This window comes from Myxococcus guangdongensis, from assembly GCF_024198255.1.
GTDB classification, from domain to species: domain Bacteria; phylum Myxococcota; class Myxococcia; order Myxococcales; family Myxococcaceae; genus Myxococcus; species Myxococcus guangdongensis.
In genome coordinates this window covers 874705-890539 of sequence record NZ_JAJVKW010000003.1, presented here as the reverse complement: position 1 = coordinate 890539, position 15835 = coordinate 874705, and the positions used below count along the sequence as shown (strand labels likewise).

At 70.5% G+C, this 15835-nt stretch carries 10 protein-coding genes; 8 read left to right on the top strand and 2 right to left on the bottom strand.

What is annotated here, in order from left to right; translation table 11 throughout:
* Positions 1 to 43: 43 nt before the first annotated feature.
* The gene (roxB, locus tag LXT21_RS13015) at positions 44 to 2065 is read right to left on the bottom strand and encodes a rubber dioxygenase RoxB (RefSeq protein WP_323394378.1); all 2022 of its coding nucleotides are present in this window, start codon (positions 2063 to 2065) and stop codon (positions 44 to 46) included.
* 600 nt (positions 2066 to 2665) lie between these two features.
* Between roxB and LXT21_RS13010 the strand changes: the two genes are divergently transcribed.
* The 5 genes from LXT21_RS13010 to LXT21_RS12990 all read left to right on the top strand — a co-directional run bounded on the left by LXT21_RS13010 (position 2666) and on the right by LXT21_RS12990 (position 10553).
* On the top strand, positions 2666 to 4888 hold the full coding sequence (locus LXT21_RS13010) for an NHL repeat-containing protein (RefSeq protein ID WP_254038435.1): 2223 nt from the start codon (positions 2666 to 2668) through the stop codon (positions 4886 to 4888).
* The gene (locus tag LXT21_RS13005; RefSeq protein ID WP_254038434.1) at positions 4885 to 5382 is read left to right on the top strand and encodes a hypothetical protein; all 498 of its coding nucleotides are present in this window, start codon (positions 4885 to 4887) and stop codon (positions 5380 to 5382) included. The genes LXT21_RS13010 and LXT21_RS13005 overlap by 4 nt, the downstream gene beginning before the upstream one ends.
* 20 nt (positions 5383 to 5402) lie before the next feature.
* A complete protein-coding gene (locus LXT21_RS13000) occupies positions 5403 to 6392 on the top strand; it encodes a beta propeller repeat protein (RefSeq protein ID WP_254038433.1) in 990 nt (329 codons plus the stop codon).
* A gap of 26 nt (positions 6393 to 6418) precedes the next feature.
* Positions 6419 to 8755, top strand: coding sequence for a di-heme oxidoredictase family protein (locus tag LXT21_RS12995; protein WP_254038432.1), 2337 nt, complete (start codon positions 6419 to 6421; stop codon positions 8753 to 8755).
* 166 nt (positions 8756 to 8921) lie between these two features.
* Positions 8922 to 10553: a vWA domain-containing protein gene (locus LXT21_RS12990; protein WP_254038431.1), complete on the top strand. Its 1632-nt coding sequence runs from the start codon at positions 8922 to 8924 to the stop codon at positions 10551 to 10553.
* A 4-nt stretch (positions 10554 to 10557) separates the two neighbouring features.
* Here the strand turns inward: LXT21_RS12990 and LXT21_RS12985 are convergent, their stop codons facing one another.
* Entirely contained in the window at positions 10558 to 11301 is a 744-nt protein-coding gene (locus tag LXT21_RS12985) for a glucosamine-6-phosphate deaminase (protein ID WP_254038430.1), read from the bottom strand.
* Between the two features lie 215 nt (positions 11302 to 11516).
* Between LXT21_RS12985 and LXT21_RS12980 the strand changes: the two genes are divergently transcribed.
* The 3 genes from LXT21_RS12980 to LXT21_RS12970 all read left to right on the top strand — a co-directional run bounded on the left by LXT21_RS12980 (position 11517) and on the right by LXT21_RS12970 (position 15799).
* Entirely contained in the window at positions 11517 to 12944 is a 1428-nt protein-coding gene (locus LXT21_RS12980) for an amidase (protein ID WP_254038429.1), read from the top strand.
* A gap of 78 nt (positions 12945 to 13022) precedes the next feature.
* A complete protein-coding gene (locus LXT21_RS12975; protein WP_254038428.1) occupies positions 13023 to 14060 on the top strand; it encodes a 6-phosphofructokinase in 1038 nt (345 codons plus the stop codon).
* Between the two features lie 101 nt (positions 14061 to 14161).
* Positions 14162 to 15799 carry a long-chain fatty acid--CoA ligase gene (locus LXT21_RS12970; RefSeq protein WP_254038546.1) on the top strand — a complete coding sequence of 546 codons (1638 nt, stop codon included), beginning with the start codon at positions 14162 to 14164 and terminating at the stop codon, positions 15797 to 15799.
* Positions 15800 to 15835: the final 36 nt, after the last annotated feature.

Sequence of the window (15835 nt, the reverse complement as noted above, 5' to 3'; positions counted from 1 at the left end):
TATTCCACCCCGTGCCTCGATTCCAAACACCCACGGCCCTTCGCTACAGCGTCTTCATGTACTCGATGAGCGCCAGACGCTCCGGGTCGGTGAGCACGGAGTTGAACTCGTGCCCGCCGTTGTCCTGACCGAAGGCGTTCGAGTTGAAGATCTTCCGGTCCTCGATCTGCTGCCGCGTGCGCGTGGGCGGGAAGAGGATGTTCCAGGAGACAATCAGGTTGCTGAACAGCACGTTCATCAGCTCCTGCGCCAGCGGCGTGGTGAACTCATCCCCCGGCTGGCAGTTGATGTACGGCGACACCGCCGGGTTCAACGGCCCGCGCCACTTGCACGCAATCGTGTCGTACTTCCACCCCAGCTTCGTCGAGTCGAACGCGCGCTGCAGGTCCGTGTCGAAGCCCATCACCACCAGCGGCTGGTCCCAACGCGCCGGCGTGGACACGCGGCGCCAGATGGGCTTGCGGTCCGAGGGCTTGAGCACCTCCCACACGTTCGGCACCGAGCCGTTGTGCAGGTACGGCGCCGTGGCCCAGACGCCGTAGAGCGGCGGCGCCAGATAGCCCAGCGGCCGGTTGCCCCGGATGTGCGGCTGGTTCTGCGGACCGCAGTCCTGGTCCGTCCCCGCCGTCGTCGGATAGCCGAAGAAGTTCTTCGCCCCCGCCGACTGCACCGCGGCGTTGTTGGTGTTCACCCGGACGGGGTCCGTGCCGATGATGTTCAGCGGGACGATGTAGCTCGCCATGCCCTCCAGCGTCGGAGACGCGAGGAAGGACGGGTCATTGACGTACCGGGGCGAGTACGCGCCGTGGCAGCTCGCGCACGAGCCGTTGCCCTGCGGACGGGGCACGGCGTTGTTGCGCGAGGGCGCCCACATGTCGAGCGTGTGGAACAGCACCGCCCCCTGCTCCGCCAGCGTCTGGTTGATGGGCAGCGGATACGGCGGAGACTTCAGGGCGTCCACCCAGGTGTTGAGCGCGGGGCCGTTGTCCCGCATCCAGTCCTGCCCCGCCTCGCTCACGGGCCCGCCAGCGGCTCCGAACAGGCCGATGAACGGCGTGTAGAACACCATGTCCACGCGCGGCGCATCCATCGGGAACACACCGTCGACGAACTTCACCGGACGGTGCCCCATGTTCCACCACGCGGGCGTGTCCATGCCGGCGGTGGAGCCGGAGTTGATGAGCCCGATGACCTCCGAGGGACGCAGCAGCTTCTCGTCCGGGAACAGGAAGGCCAGGTTGATGTCGCTGGCGTTGTTGGTGCCACGGGTGCGGTTGAGGTTCAGGAACGTGGCCAGCGACGCCGGATACCCCAGCGGCAGCAAGTCACTCAGGAACAGGTCCAGGTCCGCCAGGCTGCTGCCACCGCCCACCTGCACTCCCATCCCCGGTCCATCCGCGGGCTTGCCCACCATGCCGGTGTGGCAGGCATGACAGGTGACACCAATGCGCCCGCTCCAGCTCCCATCCGGGTTGCGCAGCTGCGTGAGCATCTCCGGCAGCTGCCCGCTGCCACCGTTGGAGAGGTTGGGGAACTGTCCCGGCAGCGGATAGGGATTGCGCTTGGGGCTCAACCCCGAGCCGTAGCGCTGGGAGACCAGGGTGTCGAAGTTGTCGGGACGGAAGGGAAAGCCCCAGACCCGCCACAGCTCGTTGTACTGCCCGGCGGAGAACGTCGCGATGCCGAACGCCGCCTCGGGCACCGTGTAGTCCGTACCGGTGAACAGCGCGCCCGCGCCGGGGTGGCCGTTGGTCAGCAGGCCCTCGCCGTGGTTGAAGCGCGCGCGCAGCTCGCCGCACGTCTTCGCCGCGCCGGCCTCCTTCACCGCCACCGGGTCGACGTGGCAGTTCTTCCAGTAGGCGTTGAAGTGCACCGCCTTGCCGTTGCTGATGCCGGGTTGCACCAGCGTGCGGGGGTCCACCGGCAGGACCGTGCTGTCCGCCTTGCCATAGCAGTAATCCCACTGCACCGAACCGCCTCGACTGCTCTTCAACAAATCATTCGCGGTGCCGACACCGGGTACCGCCAGCGCAGCCACGGCAACCCAGGTGCGAATGAATGGCACGACGGAACAACGCTCTTTGAGTGACTTCCTGACGACGCGCATAGGACGCTCCTTCGCTGCGTGTTCCCGCTTCCCCACCGCCAAGACACGGCAGGAAGCAGGTCGAGCCCGCCCCGAAGCCGCCACCTCGGCGGACTTCGAGCACGGGCATCACCGACGGCGAGGCGGAAGTACGCGCGGAAGGAACATCGTCGGGCGCCTCGCAGAGCGCGTCCGCCAGCCCTTCGCCCACGCAGGGTCGTCGCTCGACTCGAGCGCTCGAGGAGCAGGACCTGCTCGGCAATCGAGGACCAGGGGGAGAGGTCATGGAGGGCCACTCGTGACTGCTTCGCCACGAAAGATGCCCTCTTATTGGCAGTCCGTCAACAAGCCCCATCTCCAGAAATGTCTGAAACAGCACAAATTCCATTAAAAAATGAGAGAGCCGCCATCCAGCGACTCCCCGGGGGGAGGGGGAGGTGACACCGCCAGGTCGTGAGCCTCGCAATTCAAATCAAGCCAGACAGCCCAGGTGTCGCGCGCCGTGAATCCCTGTATTGACTCATCAATTGCAAATGCAACACGGATACATTAACCAGGACGCCTCTCACACGAGGCACCATGACATCCAGCAGCACGAGGACCTGGGTCTTCCGGTGGGCCGTCACATCGGCCCTCCTCTTGAGCGCGGCCTGCGGCTCCAGCTCCACCCCCACTCGGCCCGATGCCGGCCCCCCGGAGGACGCGGGGACGACGCCCGACGCGGGAGCACCGCCGGACGGCGGCACGGGCGAGGCACGCGACACGCTGACGCTCCTGTCGGGAAACACGGCCACGGGCTTCGTGGATGGCGTGGGGACACAGGCGCGCTTCAGCGGCCCGGCGGGAGCGACGCTGACGTCGGACGGCGCGTCCATCTATGTCGCGGACACCTTCAACAACCTGCTGCGCCGCATCGACACCGCGACAGGAGCGGTCGTGACGCTGGCGGGGCGGGTGCAGCAGATGGGGGTGGTGGACGGCTCGAGCACGGAGGCGCGCTTCAAGAGTCCTCGCGCGATGGCCGCGGCGCCGGATGGCAGCGCCCTGTACCTGGCGGACGGCCCCACCGTCCGGAGAATCACCCTGCCGGACGCACGGGTGACGACGCTCGCCGGGAGCCCCGACTCCCCAGGCAACGTGGATGGCGTGGGCGACGAGGCGCGGCTGGGGTCGCTCCTCCACAGCCTGGCGCTCTCCGAGGACGGCGCGACGCTCTACATCGCGGACCGCACCCACCGCGTGCTCCGCACCCTGGACATCGCCAGCCGACGGGTGAGCACCGTGGCGGGGGCCCGCTACACCGGCGCGGACCAGAGCGTCGACGGACGCGGCGCCGCGGCGCGCTTCAGCAGCCTGGGCGGCATCGTCCGCGTCGGCGCCGCGCTGTACGTGGCGGACACCTTCAACCATTCGGTGCGGCGGGTCGACCTGACGACGTACGACGTCACCACGCTGGCGGGCGCCGCGGGCTCCCCCGGAAACCAGGACGGCGTGGGCGCCGCGGCGCGCTTCGACACGCCGCAGTCCCTGACGGGGGACGCCACCTTCCTGTACGTCACCGGGTGGGACGGCCTGCTGCGCCGGGTGGCCCTGGAGGATGGGCGCACCACCACGCTGCTGGGGAACGCGGACGATGTCCGTCCGGTGGACGGCGTGGGCCCGGAGGTGCGGCTGGGCATCGCCTTCGGACCGCCGCTGCTCGATGCCACGCGCGACGTCCTCTACTACAACGACCGCGACGCCAACTCGCTGCGCCGGCTGGACCTGCGCACGCTGGAGATGACGACGCTCGCCGGCGCGGCGCGGCCCTCCGGCCACGTGGACGGCCCCGGGGTCCAGGCCCGCTTCGACAGCCCCTCCGCCATCGTCGCGGGGGACGGCGCCTGGCTCATCGCCGACACGTACAACCACACCGTGCGCTCCGTCACGTTCGCTGACGGAGAGACGCGCACGCTCGCGGGCAGGCCCGGGACGCCGGGCGCCGTGGATGGCCCGCTGGAGACCGCCACGCTGAGCTACCCCGCGGGGCTCGCCTGGCACGGGGCCACCCAGCGGCTCTACGTCTCCGACATGGGGACCCACGTGGTGCGCGTCATCGACGTGCGAAGCCGGCAGGTCCAGACGCTGGCGGGCACGGCGAGCGCGGCGGGCAGCAGCGATGGCACCGGCCCGGCCGCCCGCTTCGACAGCCCCCAGCAACTCGCCCTGACGGCGGATGGGCTCACGCTGTACGTCGCGGACTCGGCCAACGCCACGGTGCGCGCCATCGACATCGCCACCCGGGTGGTGACGACGGTGGCCGGCGCCGCGGGCGAACGAGCCACCGTCGATGGCACGGGCGCCACCGCGCGCTTCCGGGAGCCCACGGGCCTCGCCCTGGATGCGGCCACGGGGCGACTCTACGTGGCCGACTCGAGCGCCCACACGCTGCGCGCCGTCGCGGTGGCCACGGGCGCGGTGACGACCGTCGCCGGGAAGGACCAGACGACGGGCGTGGTGGACGGCCCGGCCACCCAGGCCCTCTTCAAGGCCCCCTCGGGGCTGGCGCTGAACCCAGCGGGCACGCGCCTGTATGTCGCGGACAACGGCAACCACGTCCTCCGCGCCTTGGACGTGGGGACCGGCACGGTGTCCACGTGGCTCGGCAATCCCGTGCGCAGCGGCGGCATCGGCCCGGGGCAGCGCGTGCCCTTCCGGGACGCGACGCTCTACTTCCCCCAGGCGGTGGCGGTGACGGAGGCGGACGTCGCGCTCCTCTCCGACCACGGCGTCTATCTGGCTCGACCCCAGGTGGCTCCGTGAGGACCGCGTGGCTGTGGCCCCTCGCCACCACGGCGTGGCTGATGGGCTGCGGCGAAGGGAGCGAGCGTGCGCCCGAGGAGCCCTCGACCACACCGCCGCGCGTGGCCGTCGGCGTGGGGCGCCCGGGGCAATACATCCCGGTGAAGGCAGGCGACACGCTGCGCCTGCAGCGTGGCTGTCAGGGCAGCCAGCACGTCTTCGTGTCGCTCCAGGCATGGAACCTGGAGCCGCTCTCCGCCACGGTGAGCCTGTCGCTCACGCGCCGCTCGGATGGTCAGCGGGTGTCGCTGCCCTACCAGTTGCGCCTCCCCTTCGAGCCGGCGAACACCCAACGCCCCGCGATGCTCTCCGGGCTGCTGCTCGTCGTCCCGGAGCCCTCCGAGGCCCTGGGTGAGCCGGTGACGCTCGAGGCGCGATTGGAGGACGCGCAGGGCCAGTCCTCGACGGACACCCGTGAGGGCGTCATCCAGTGGGGGGCCGACGCATGTCCCTGAGGAATCGAGGAGCCGACCTCATGGCGGTGGCCCTGGGGCTCGCGCTCGCCACGGGCTGCGGCGAATCCGCGCCGACGCCCCCGCTCGTCCCCAGTTGGACCGAGGCCTTCGACGCGACGGACGCGGGCTGGTTGATGAACGTCTCCGCGCCACCGGGCGGCGCGCTCCTCACCGTGGGCGGCAGGCTCGACCAGGGGGGCCTCCATCAGCGACAGGCCCGGGACTGGGCGCCCGTGCCGCTCACCGAGTCCGTGCCGCTGCTCAACTGGAGCCACGGCTTCGCCGAGGATGACCGCTGGGTGGTGGGCAACGCGGGCACCGTCCTGCACGGAGATGGCGTGCGGTGGCGGCGCGTGGAGGTGCCCACGGACCAGGACCTGTGGGGCATCTGGGGCGCCGCGCCGGACGCGCTCTGGGTGGTGGGCGGCCGGGGACGACAGGCCGGGGACGCCACCCTGCTCCACTACGACGGCCGCGAATGGACGGTGGTGGCGGTGCCGCCGCTCCGCCGGGAGCGGGTGGATGCCTTCTACAAGGTCTGGGGCAGCGCCCGCGATGACGTCTGGGTCGTGGGCCAGAAGGGCGCGGTCCTCCACTGGGATGGAGCGGCGTGGACCGAGCACTTCGTGGGGCTCGGCGACGACCTCATCTGCGTGTGGGGGACCGGCCGCGACCGGGTGGTGGTGGTGGGCGGCCGCAGCAACGGCGTGGTGGCGCGCTGGAATGGACAGACATGGGACTCCCGCGAGCTCGCGCCGCTGCCCGGACTCAATGGCGTGTGGATGCGCGCGCCCGAGGTGGCGCACGTGGTGGGCATCGAGGGGACGCTGGCCGTGCTCGACGTGGACACGCTCACCGTCCAGTCCGAGCCCGCCACCACGCGCCTCACCTTCCACGGCGTCTTCGGGGATGCCTCCGGCCAGCTGACGGCCGTGGGCGGCAACCTGGGCGCGCTGGCGGATGACTATCGCGGCCTGGCCTGGACACGGCCGCTGGGCCCTCACGAGTAACGACTCAGGACATGACGATGACAAGGATGACACGCTGGATGCGTGGGCTGGTGGGGTGCGCCCTCCTGCTCACGGGATGCTCGCGGAACGACTCGAAGCAGCCCGCGCCCGAGCCCCCGCGGATGGCCCAGGACATCTTCGGGGAGCTGGGCGACGTGCTGCCCTCCGCGACACCGGAGCAGCGCGCGAGCTTCGAGCGGGGACGGCAGGTGGTGCTGCGCCGCTTCACGCCGGAGGAGGGGCTCGGTCCGTCCTTCAACGTGGTGAGCTGCGTGAACTGCCATGAGAAGCCCGTCGTCGGTGGCGGCGCGGGGCGATATCGAAACTTCCTCCTGGTGGGGCAGACGCTGCCAGATGGGTCCTTCATCCCCACGGGCGTCAACGGCGTGCAGCCACACTTCTCGTTGGACGGCGTGCGGCGGCCCACCGACACCGCCACCAACACCCTGGCCACGCGCCACCCCATCCCGTTCTTCGGCGTGGGGCTGCTGGCGGAGCTCCCCGACGAGGTCATCCTCCGCAACGCGGACCCGGACGACGTGGACGGCGACGGCATCAGCGGGCGCCCCAACTACGACCGGGGCTTCGTCGGCCGCTTCGGCCGTAAATCCCAGACGGTCTCCATCGAGGGCTTCATCCGAGGGCCTGTCTTCAACCACATGGGCATCACCTCCAATCCCTTGTCGGAGGCGGCCAAGGCCCGGCTCCCGGTGCCCAGCGCGCTGGATGGGAACACCGGCGCCGCGGGGTCCGAGGACGCTTGGGGCACGGTGCGCCAGGGGCAGGCGGCGGCGCCGGACGAGCCCACCGTGGACGATGACGGCGTGCCGGACCCGGAGATGACCGAGCAGGAGCTGTTCGACCTGGTGTCGTTCTCCATGCTCACCGCGGCGCCGCGCCCGGATGAGCCCACGCCAGAGTCGGAGGCCGGCCGCGCGCTGTTCACCTCGCTCGGGTGTGACCGCTGCCACGTGCCCGCGCTGGAGGGGCCCCGGGGCCTCATCCCGCTCTACAGCGACCTGCTCCTGCACGACATGGGGCCGGAGCTGGACGATGGCATCGTGATGAAGCAGGCCAGCGGCGCGGAGTTCCGCACCCAGCCCCTGTGGGGCATCACCGCCGTGGGGCCCTACCTGCACGATGGCCGCGCGGATGACCTGGACGAGGCCATCCGGTTCCATGGCGGTGAGGCCCGACGCTCGCGTGACGCCTACGTGGCCCTGGGCAGCGCCGAGCAGGCCCGCGTCATCCACTTCCTGGAGTCACTCGGAGGCCGGGCCCAGCGCAGCGACGGGATGCTCCCGCCGGACGCACCGGTGCCCGCTCCCGGCGACTGGGGTGGACCCACCGTGGCGCTCGGCGCGGAGGACCAGGAGCGCTTCCGGCAGGGGCAGCATCTGTTCGACCGGGACTTCGGTCTGCGGGAGGGAGTCGGGCCCCACTTCAACGGCGACTCCTGCCGGGCCTGTCACTTCGACCCCGTGTCCGGCGGAGCGGGAGGCCTGGACCTGGACGTCACGCGCCAGGGCATCTTCGTGGACGGGGCCTTCCTGTACCCCACGCCGGGGACCATGGCGCACCGGCACGGCGCGCTGGATGCACGGCCGCCGCTGGACCCGCGCAGCAACTTCTTCGAGCGGCGTCAGACGCCCTCCCTGCTGGGCCTGGGGCTCATCGAGCGCATCCCCGAGGCGCGCATCCTCGCCAACGAGGACCCCGAGGACCGCGACGGAGACGGGGTTCGCGGCAGGGCCCACCGGCTCGCGGATGGCAGACTGGGGCGCTTCGGCTGGAAGGCCCATGTGCCGAGCCTGCACGAGTTCGTCCGCGACGCCCTCAGCAACGAGCTGGGCCTGACGCTGGTCGACGAGCCAGGGCTCACCTTCGGCAGCGCACGGGACGAGGACCCCATCCCGGACCCGGAGGTGGGGACACCGACCATCGAGTCGCTCACCTTCTACCTGTCCACGCTCGCGCCGCCGCCGCGCACCGGGGCCCGGCCGGACCTGGACGACGCAGGACGCGCGGTGTTCCATGACGTGGGCTGCGCGAAGTGCCACATCCCCTCGCTGCCCACGGCGGACGGACGAGAGGTCCTGCTCTACAGCGACCTGCTCCTGCACGACGTGATGCGCGACGGACGAAAGGGTGTGGAGGATGGACAGGCGCGCATGAACGAGCTGCGCACGCCTCCGCTGTGGGGAATCGCGCGGACGGCGCCCTATCTCCATGACGGCGCGGCCAGCACCGTGGCCCGGGCCATCACCCTCCATGGAGGCGAGGCGGAGTCTTCACGGCGCGCCTACGAGGCGCTCTCCGCGCCGGAGCGCGACGCCCTGCTCGCGTTCCTCCAGACGCTCTGAAGGGGCGAGGGAGCCCCGCTGGCCCATCGGGGCTCCCTCACATCGGACGGATGACCGACCCTCCTCCCGATGACCGACCTCGGGCGGATGACGGACGCGCGCCACGGGGTGCCCATGAGAGGAGTTGCGCCTCACGCGAACTTCTCCCACCACACCCCGGGGCCCCATGAGCAAGCGCTTCATCCGAATCCTCACCACCCTGTTCGTCACGCTCGCGCTGCTCGGCGGCGGCGTCACGCTGTACGGCGACAACATCCGGAAGCTCTTCGGCGTCAGCGCCTCGTCGCTCGCGTTGGAGTACCCCGCCGCCACCTCGGGCTCGGAGAGCCTGCGGCGCAAGAGCCTGAAGAGCTTCGGCAACAACGAAGCGTATGGCGATTCCGACACCGGGCAGCAGGCCCGCATCCCCGTCGCGCAGGCCCCCGCCCCGAGCAACACGCCCCAGGTCATCAATCCGCGCACGGAGGTCCGCGAGGACGCCTTCTCCACCTTCGCGGTGGACGTGGACACGGCCTCCTACACCCAGTTCCGCCGCTCCGTGACGGAGCACCAGCTCCCCCACCCCTCCAACGTTCGCGTGGAGGAGTGGGTCAACTACTTCCGCTACGCCATCCCCGCGCCCCGCCCCGGGCAGGGCCCGTTCCACGTCGCGCTCGAGGCCGCGCCCTCGCCCTTCGCGGAGCGTCAGCACCTGCTCAAGGTGAGCCTCCAGGGGCGCCAGGTCGCCAAGGCCGAGCGCAAGCCCACGCACCTGGTCTTCCTCGTGGACACCAGCGGCTCCATGCAGGGGCCCGACCGGCTGGCGCTCGTCCAGAAGTCGGTGAAGCTCGCGGTGGAGGGGCTCAACCCCAACGACACCGTGGCCATCACCACCTACGCCGGCGGCGTGTCCACCGTGCTCGAGCCCACGCCCGCCAAGGAGCGCAAGCGCATCAACGCCGCCCTCGACGCGCTCTCCGCGAGCGGTGGCACCGCGATGGGGGACGGCCTGGAGCTCGCCTACCAGCAGGCGGTGCGCATGGCGGGCTCACAGCGCGTCTCGCGCGTCATCGTGCTGACGGACGGCGACACCAACCTGGGCCGAAACCAGACGGCGGAGACGATGCTCGCCAGCATCCGCCAGTACGTGAAGGAGGGCGTCACCCTGTCCACGATTGGCTTCGGCATGGGCCACTACCGTGACGAGTTGATGGAGAAGCTGGCCAACCAGGGCAACGGCAACTGCTATTACATCGACTCGGAGCGCGAGGCGCAGCGCGTGTTCCGGGACCAGCTGGGCGGCCTGCTGGAGGTCATCGCCCAGGACGTGAAGATTCAGGTGGAGTTCGACCGCACGGCGGTGCGCGCCTATCGGCTGCTCGGCTACGAGAACCGCGCCATCGCCGACGCGGACTTCCGCAAGGATGACGTCGACGCGGGCGAGGTGGGCGCGGGCCACACCGTCACCGCGCTCTACGAGCTGGATTTGACGGGCGAGGGGGACACCGTGGCCACCGTGCGCGTGCGCGCCAAGAAGCCGGGCGACTCCGAGGCGGCCGAGCAGCGCTTCGTGCTGAACCGCGAGCAGGTGAAGGCGTCGCTGGACCGCGCCTCGGATGACCTGCGCTTCGCCGCGGCGGTCGCCAGCACCGCGGACCTGCTGCGCGGCACCCTCACCACCGACGAGCGCAACTTCTCCCGCATCCACTCGCTCGCCGCGGACGCCACCCACGGCCAGGAGGACCGCGTGGAGTTCCTCTCGCTGCTCGGCAAGCTGCGCCAGCTTCTCGCCCCGCGCCTCGCCAGCAGCTCGCGCTGAAGCCCTACTGGACGCGGCCCGCCAGCGCGCTCGCGGCGGGCACGTCCAGCCACACCTCCACGTCGCGATGCAGTTGCAGGAACGACGCGGGACACGCAGGCGTCAGCGGGCCCTCCACCAGCGCCTTCACCGCCTCCGCCTTCTGCGCGCCGAACGCCAGCAGCATCGCCCGGCGCGACTGGATGAGCGCGCCCATCCCCAGCGTCAGCACCTCCAACGGCACGCGGCTCGCGTCATCCCCGAAGAACATCGCGTTCGCCTCGCGCGCCCCACGGCTCAGCTTCGCCCGGTGGCAGCGCGCGCGCAGGTGGTCCGACGGCGCGTTGAACGCCAGGTGCCCATCCGCGCCCACGCCCACCAACACCAATCCCAGCCCACCCTCCGCCATCAACTCCGCCTCGTAGCGCTCGCACTCCTCGGCGAAGTCCGACGCCGCGCCGTCGAGGAAGTGGATGCGCTCCTTCGACAGGTTCACATGTCGGAACAGGTGCCGCTCCATGTACGCGTGGAAGCTGCCGCCATCCTCCGGCGACAACCCCACCCACTCCTCCAGGTTGAACGTCCGCGCCATGGACCAGTCCAGCCGCCGCCTGGCCTGCAGGGCCACCAGCTCCCGGTACACGTTGAGCGGCGTGCGCCCCGTGGGCAATCCCAACACCAATGAAGGATGCGCCGTCACCGCCTCGGCGATGCGCGCGGCGCACGCGGCGGCCGCTTCCTGCTCGGATTCGAAGACCCGGATGTGCATGGAGGCTCCTCGCTCGAAAAAGAGCCGCGCACACGACCATGGATGCCGCCGCCTCAACACCACCCGAGAGTCACGAACACGTTCACCGAGAGGCATGTCCGTGACTGTTGCAGCAACTGCCGTCATCTCCGACACCGCGCGAACGCGACGCGTCATACCGCGCGTGGCGCACACACGGAGGGCTCCCTGGGGAACGAGGGTAGAGTGCCCGGCCCATGGACCCCTTCATCAGCCTCGACGCCACCGCCCAGGCCGACCTCGTGCGGCGCCGGGAGGTGACTCCGCTGGAGCTCGTGGACGCGGCCATCTCCCGCATCGAGCGCTGCAACCCCCGGCTCAACGCGGTGGTGCAGACCCAGTTCGAGACCGCGCGGCTGAGGGCGAAGTCCTCCCTGCCCGAGGGCCCCTTCACCGGCGTGCCCTTCCTCCTCAAGGATTTGCTCGCCGCGCAGGAGGGCCATCCGCTCACCTTCGGCTCGCGCTTCGCGAAGGACTTCGCGCCGGGCCACGACAGCGAGCTCGTCAAGCGCTACCTGCGCGCGGGGCTCGTCGTCCTGGGGAAGACCAACACGTCGGAGCTGGGGCTGCTCCCCACGACGGAGGGCTCGCTGCACGGGCCGTGTCGCAACCCATGGGACGTGACGCGCACGCCAGGAGGCTCCAGCGGCGGCGCGGCGGCGGCGGTGGCCAGCGGCATGGTGCCCTTCGCGCACGCGTCCGACGGCGGCGGCTCCATCCGCATCCCCGCGTCCGCGTGTGGCCTGTTCGGCCTCAAGCCCAGCCGGGGCCGCAACCCCACCGGGCCGGAGCTGGCCGACAGTGTCCACTGGTTGATAGGCGAGCATGCCCTCACCCGCACGGTGCGAGACAGCGCGGCGCTGCTCGACGCCACGGAAGGGCCTGACCTCGGCGCGCCCTATCACGCTCCGCCCAAGGCCCGTCCCTACAGCCTGGAGGTCGGCGCGCCCCCGGGACGGCTGCGCATCGGCCTGACGCTGCGCAACGCGGTGGGCGCCCCCGTCCACCCCGAGTGCCTCAGCGCCGTCGTCGCCACCGCGAAGCGGCTCGAGGGACTGGGCCACTCCGTCATCGAGGGCAACCTCCAGATTCCCGGCGACGACACGCTCGGACAGCACTTCATGACGGCCTGGGCCTGTGGCGTGGTGAACACCGTGGAGGGGCTCTCGCGCCGCCTGGGCCGCGCGCCCTCGCCGGAGGACTTCGAGCCCTTCACCTGGGCGCTGTATCAATACGGGCTCAGCCAGGGCCTGTCGGCCTACCTGCACGCGCAGACGGAAATCCTGCGCTTCGGCCGCGTCTTCGCCCGCCACTTCGAGGACGTGGACGTGTGGCTCCTGCCCACCGTCACCGAGCCCGCGCCCGTGCTCGGCACGTTCGCGTCCGAGCCCGACGCGCCGCTCGCCCCCCTGTTCCGCGCGGCGGGCTTCACGCCCTACTGCCCCATGGCCAACATGGCGGGCAATCCGGCGATGAGCGTGCCCCTGCACTGGAGTCCCGAGGGGCTGCCGGTGGGCGTGCAGTTCATCGCCCGCTTCGGCGACGAGGCCACGCTCTTGCGGCTGGCGTCGCAACTGGAGGCCGCGCACCCGTGGACGCACCGCCGGCCGTCGGTGTTCGGCTAGGGGCCGCTCCTCCCGTCGCAGGGCGCTCGGGCAAACTTCATCAGCACGTCGGGTGCAAGGCGCGATAAAACATTCTTCATGAAAGTCGCCGTGCTTACCGGCGGGGGTGACTGCCCCGGCCTCAACGCCGTCATCCGCGCCCTCGTCCGCCGCGCCTCCGCCCACGGTTTCGAGATGATGGGCCTCCGCGACGGGTGGAAGGGCCTGCTCGATGACAACCACTTCCGCCTCACCCGCGAGACGACCTCCGGCATCCTCCACCGGGGCGGCACCATCCTCGGCACCTCGCGCGTCAACCCGTTCAAGGTGGAGAACGGCCTGGAGAAGGTGAAGCGCGCCATCGAGCGCAACGGCATCCACGCCGTCATCGCCATCGGCGGCGAGGGCACGCTGTCGGCCGCCACGCGCATGTCCCAGGAGGGGCTGCGAATCGTGGGCGTGCCGAAGACCATCGACAACGATTTGAACGGCACCGACTTCACGTTCGGCTTCGACACCGCGGTGGCGATCGCCACGGAGGCGGTGGACCGGCTGCACTCGACGGCCGAGTCGCACAAGCGCGTCATCGTGTGCGAGGTGATGGGCCGGCACGTGGGCTGGATTGCCACCTACGCGGGCATCGCCGGCGGCGCGGACGTCATCCTGGTGCCGGAGATTCCCGCGGACCTGGAGCGCGTGGCCGAGCACATCCGCAGCCGTCACGCGGGCGGGCGCAGCTTCTCCATCGTCGTGGTGGCCGAGGGCACGCGCATCAAGCTGTCCGCGGACCAGGGCGAGCAGCTGGTGACGAGCGGCGCGCTGGACGAGGCGGGACGTCCCCGGCTGGGCGGCGTGGGCAACATCGTCGCGCAGGAAATCGAGCGCCGCACGGGCTTCGAGACGCGCGTGTCGGTGCTGGGCCACATCCAGCGCGGCGGCGCGCCCACCGCGCATGACCGCGTGCTGGCCACGCGCTACGGCGTGCACGCGTGCGACATGGTCGCCCGGGGCGAGTTCGGGAAGATGGCCGCGCTCAAGGGCAACGAAATCGTCAGCATCGAGCTGTCCGCCGCCACCAAGGAGCTCAAGCGCGTGCCGACGGAGTTCTTCGAGGTCGCCCAGGTGTTCTTCGGCTGACGCAACGCGACAACGCTCGGGCCGCGGGTGACGCGGGACGCTGGCCCGAGCGCGCATCCGGTAGCATCGGCGCCCCACCCTCCCCTCGAAGGGACATGCCGATGCTGCCAGGCCGCATGATGGACTTCCCGCTGACGTTGACGCACTTCCTGGAGCGCGCGCGGACGTACTACCCGCGCTCCGAAATCGTCAGCCGCAACCCGGACAAGTCGACGCACCGCTACACGTACGCGGACTTCTACCGGCGCACGTGCCAGTTGATGAACGCGCTGAAGCGGTTGGGGGTGAAGGCCGGCGACCGGGTGGCGACCTTGAGCTGGAATCACTACCGGCACCTGGAGGCGTACTTCGGGATTCCGGCGATGGGCGCGGTGGTGCACACGCTGAACCTGAGACTGCATCCGAACGACTTGGGCTACATCGCGAAGCACGCGGAGGACACGGTGGTGCTGGTGGACCGCTCGCTGTGGCCGCTGTTCGAGAAGTTCGCGGCGCAGGTGCCCAGCCTCCGGCATGTCGTCGTCATCCCGGACGCGGGGCCGGCGCCGGAGGGGACGCTGGACTACGAGAAGCTGCTCGCGGCGGAGCCGGAGACGTTCGACTTCCCCACGCTGGATGAGAACAGCGCGGCGATGCTCTGCTACACGTCGGGCACGACGGGCAACCCCAAGGGGGTGCTGTTCAGCCATCGGTCCATCACGTTGCACACGCTGGTGTGTTGCATGAAGGACTTGACGGGCATCGGCGAGGCGGACTCGGTGTTGCCGGTGGTGCCCATGTTCCACGCGGCGGCGTGGGGGTTGCCGTTCGACGCGCTGCTCACGGGGGCGCGGATGGTGATGCCGGGGCCGCACCTGGACCCGCCGTCGCTCCTGGAGTTGATGGCGGCGGAGAAGGTGACGGTGGCGGGCGGGGTGCCGACCATCTGGCTGGGCATCCTCGCGTTGTTGGACCAGGACCCGAAGAAGTGGGACCTGAGCGCGATGCGGACCATGTTGATTGGGGGTTCGGCGGCGCCGCCGGCGATGATTGACGGCTTCCGGCAGCGGCACGGGCTGGAGGTGACGCACGCCTGGGGCATGACGGAGATGAACCCGGTGGGGACGATGGCGAAGGTGAAGCAGGAGCTTCGCCACGCGGACGCGAAGGCGCAGCTGGGGGCGCAGAGCTCGCAGGGCTTCGCGCTGCCGTTCGTGGAGACGCGGGTGATGGGGGAGGACGGGAAGGCGCTGCCGTGGGATGGCGCGACGATGGGCGAGCTGGAGGTGCGCGGGCCGTGGGTGGCGGGCTCGTACTACGGCGGCGAGGGCGCGGACCGCTTCACGGCGGATGGCTGGTTCAAGACGGGGGATGTCGTCACGTTGGACGCGGATGGGTATGTGCGCATCTGCGACCGGAGCAAGGACGTCATCAAGTCGGGGGGTGAGTGGATTTCGTCGGTGGCGTTGGAGAACGCGCTGATGAGCCACCCGGCGGTGCTGGAGGCGGCGGTGTTCGCCGGGCGGCACGCGCGGTGGGACGAGCGCCCGCTGGCGGCGGTGGTGCTCAAGCCGGGGCAGACGGCGACCAAGGAAGCGCTGGCGGAGCACCTGGCGAAGCAGTTCGCCAAGTTCTGGCTGCCGGACGACTACCTCTTCATCGAGCAGATTCCGCGCACGTCCACCGGGAAGTTCCTCAAGACGAAGCTCCGTGAGGACTACGGCGACCACCTGCTCAAGAACACCAGCGCCGCGAGCTGAAGCACGGTGGGCCCGCCGTCCGCGGAAGGACGGTGG

Excerpts from the sequence above, each read along its gene's own strand:
- LXT21_RS13010 (WP_254038435.1), top strand. The coding sequence starts at position 2,666 with ATGACATCCAGCAGCACGAGGACCTGGGTCTTCCGGTGGGCCGTCACA.
- LXT21_RS13000 (WP_254038433.1), top strand. The coding sequence starts at position 5,403 with ATGGCGGTGGCCCTGGGGCTCGCGCTCGCCACGGGCTGCGGCGAATCC.
- LXT21_RS12995 (WP_254038432.1), top strand. The coding sequence starts at position 6,419 with ATGACACGCTGGATGCGTGGGCTGGTGGGGTGCGCCCTCCTGCTCACG.
- LXT21_RS12990 (WP_254038431.1), top strand. The coding sequence starts at position 8,922 with ATGAGCAAGCGCTTCATCCGAATCCTCACCACCCTGTTCGTCACGCTC.
- LXT21_RS12985 (WP_254038430.1), bottom strand. The coding sequence starts at position 11,301 with ATGCACATCCGGGTCTTCGAATCCGAGCAGGAAGCGGCCGCCGCGTGC.
- LXT21_RS12980 (WP_254038429.1), top strand. The coding sequence starts at position 11,517 with ATGGACCCCTTCATCAGCCTCGACGCCACCGCCCAGGCCGACCTCGTG.
- LXT21_RS12975 (WP_254038428.1), top strand. The coding sequence starts at position 13,023 with ATGAAAGTCGCCGTGCTTACCGGCGGGGGTGACTGCCCCGGCCTCAAC.
- LXT21_RS12970 (WP_254038546.1), top strand. The coding sequence starts at position 14,162 with ATGCTGCCAGGCCGCATGATGGACTTCCCGCTGACGTTGACGCACTTC.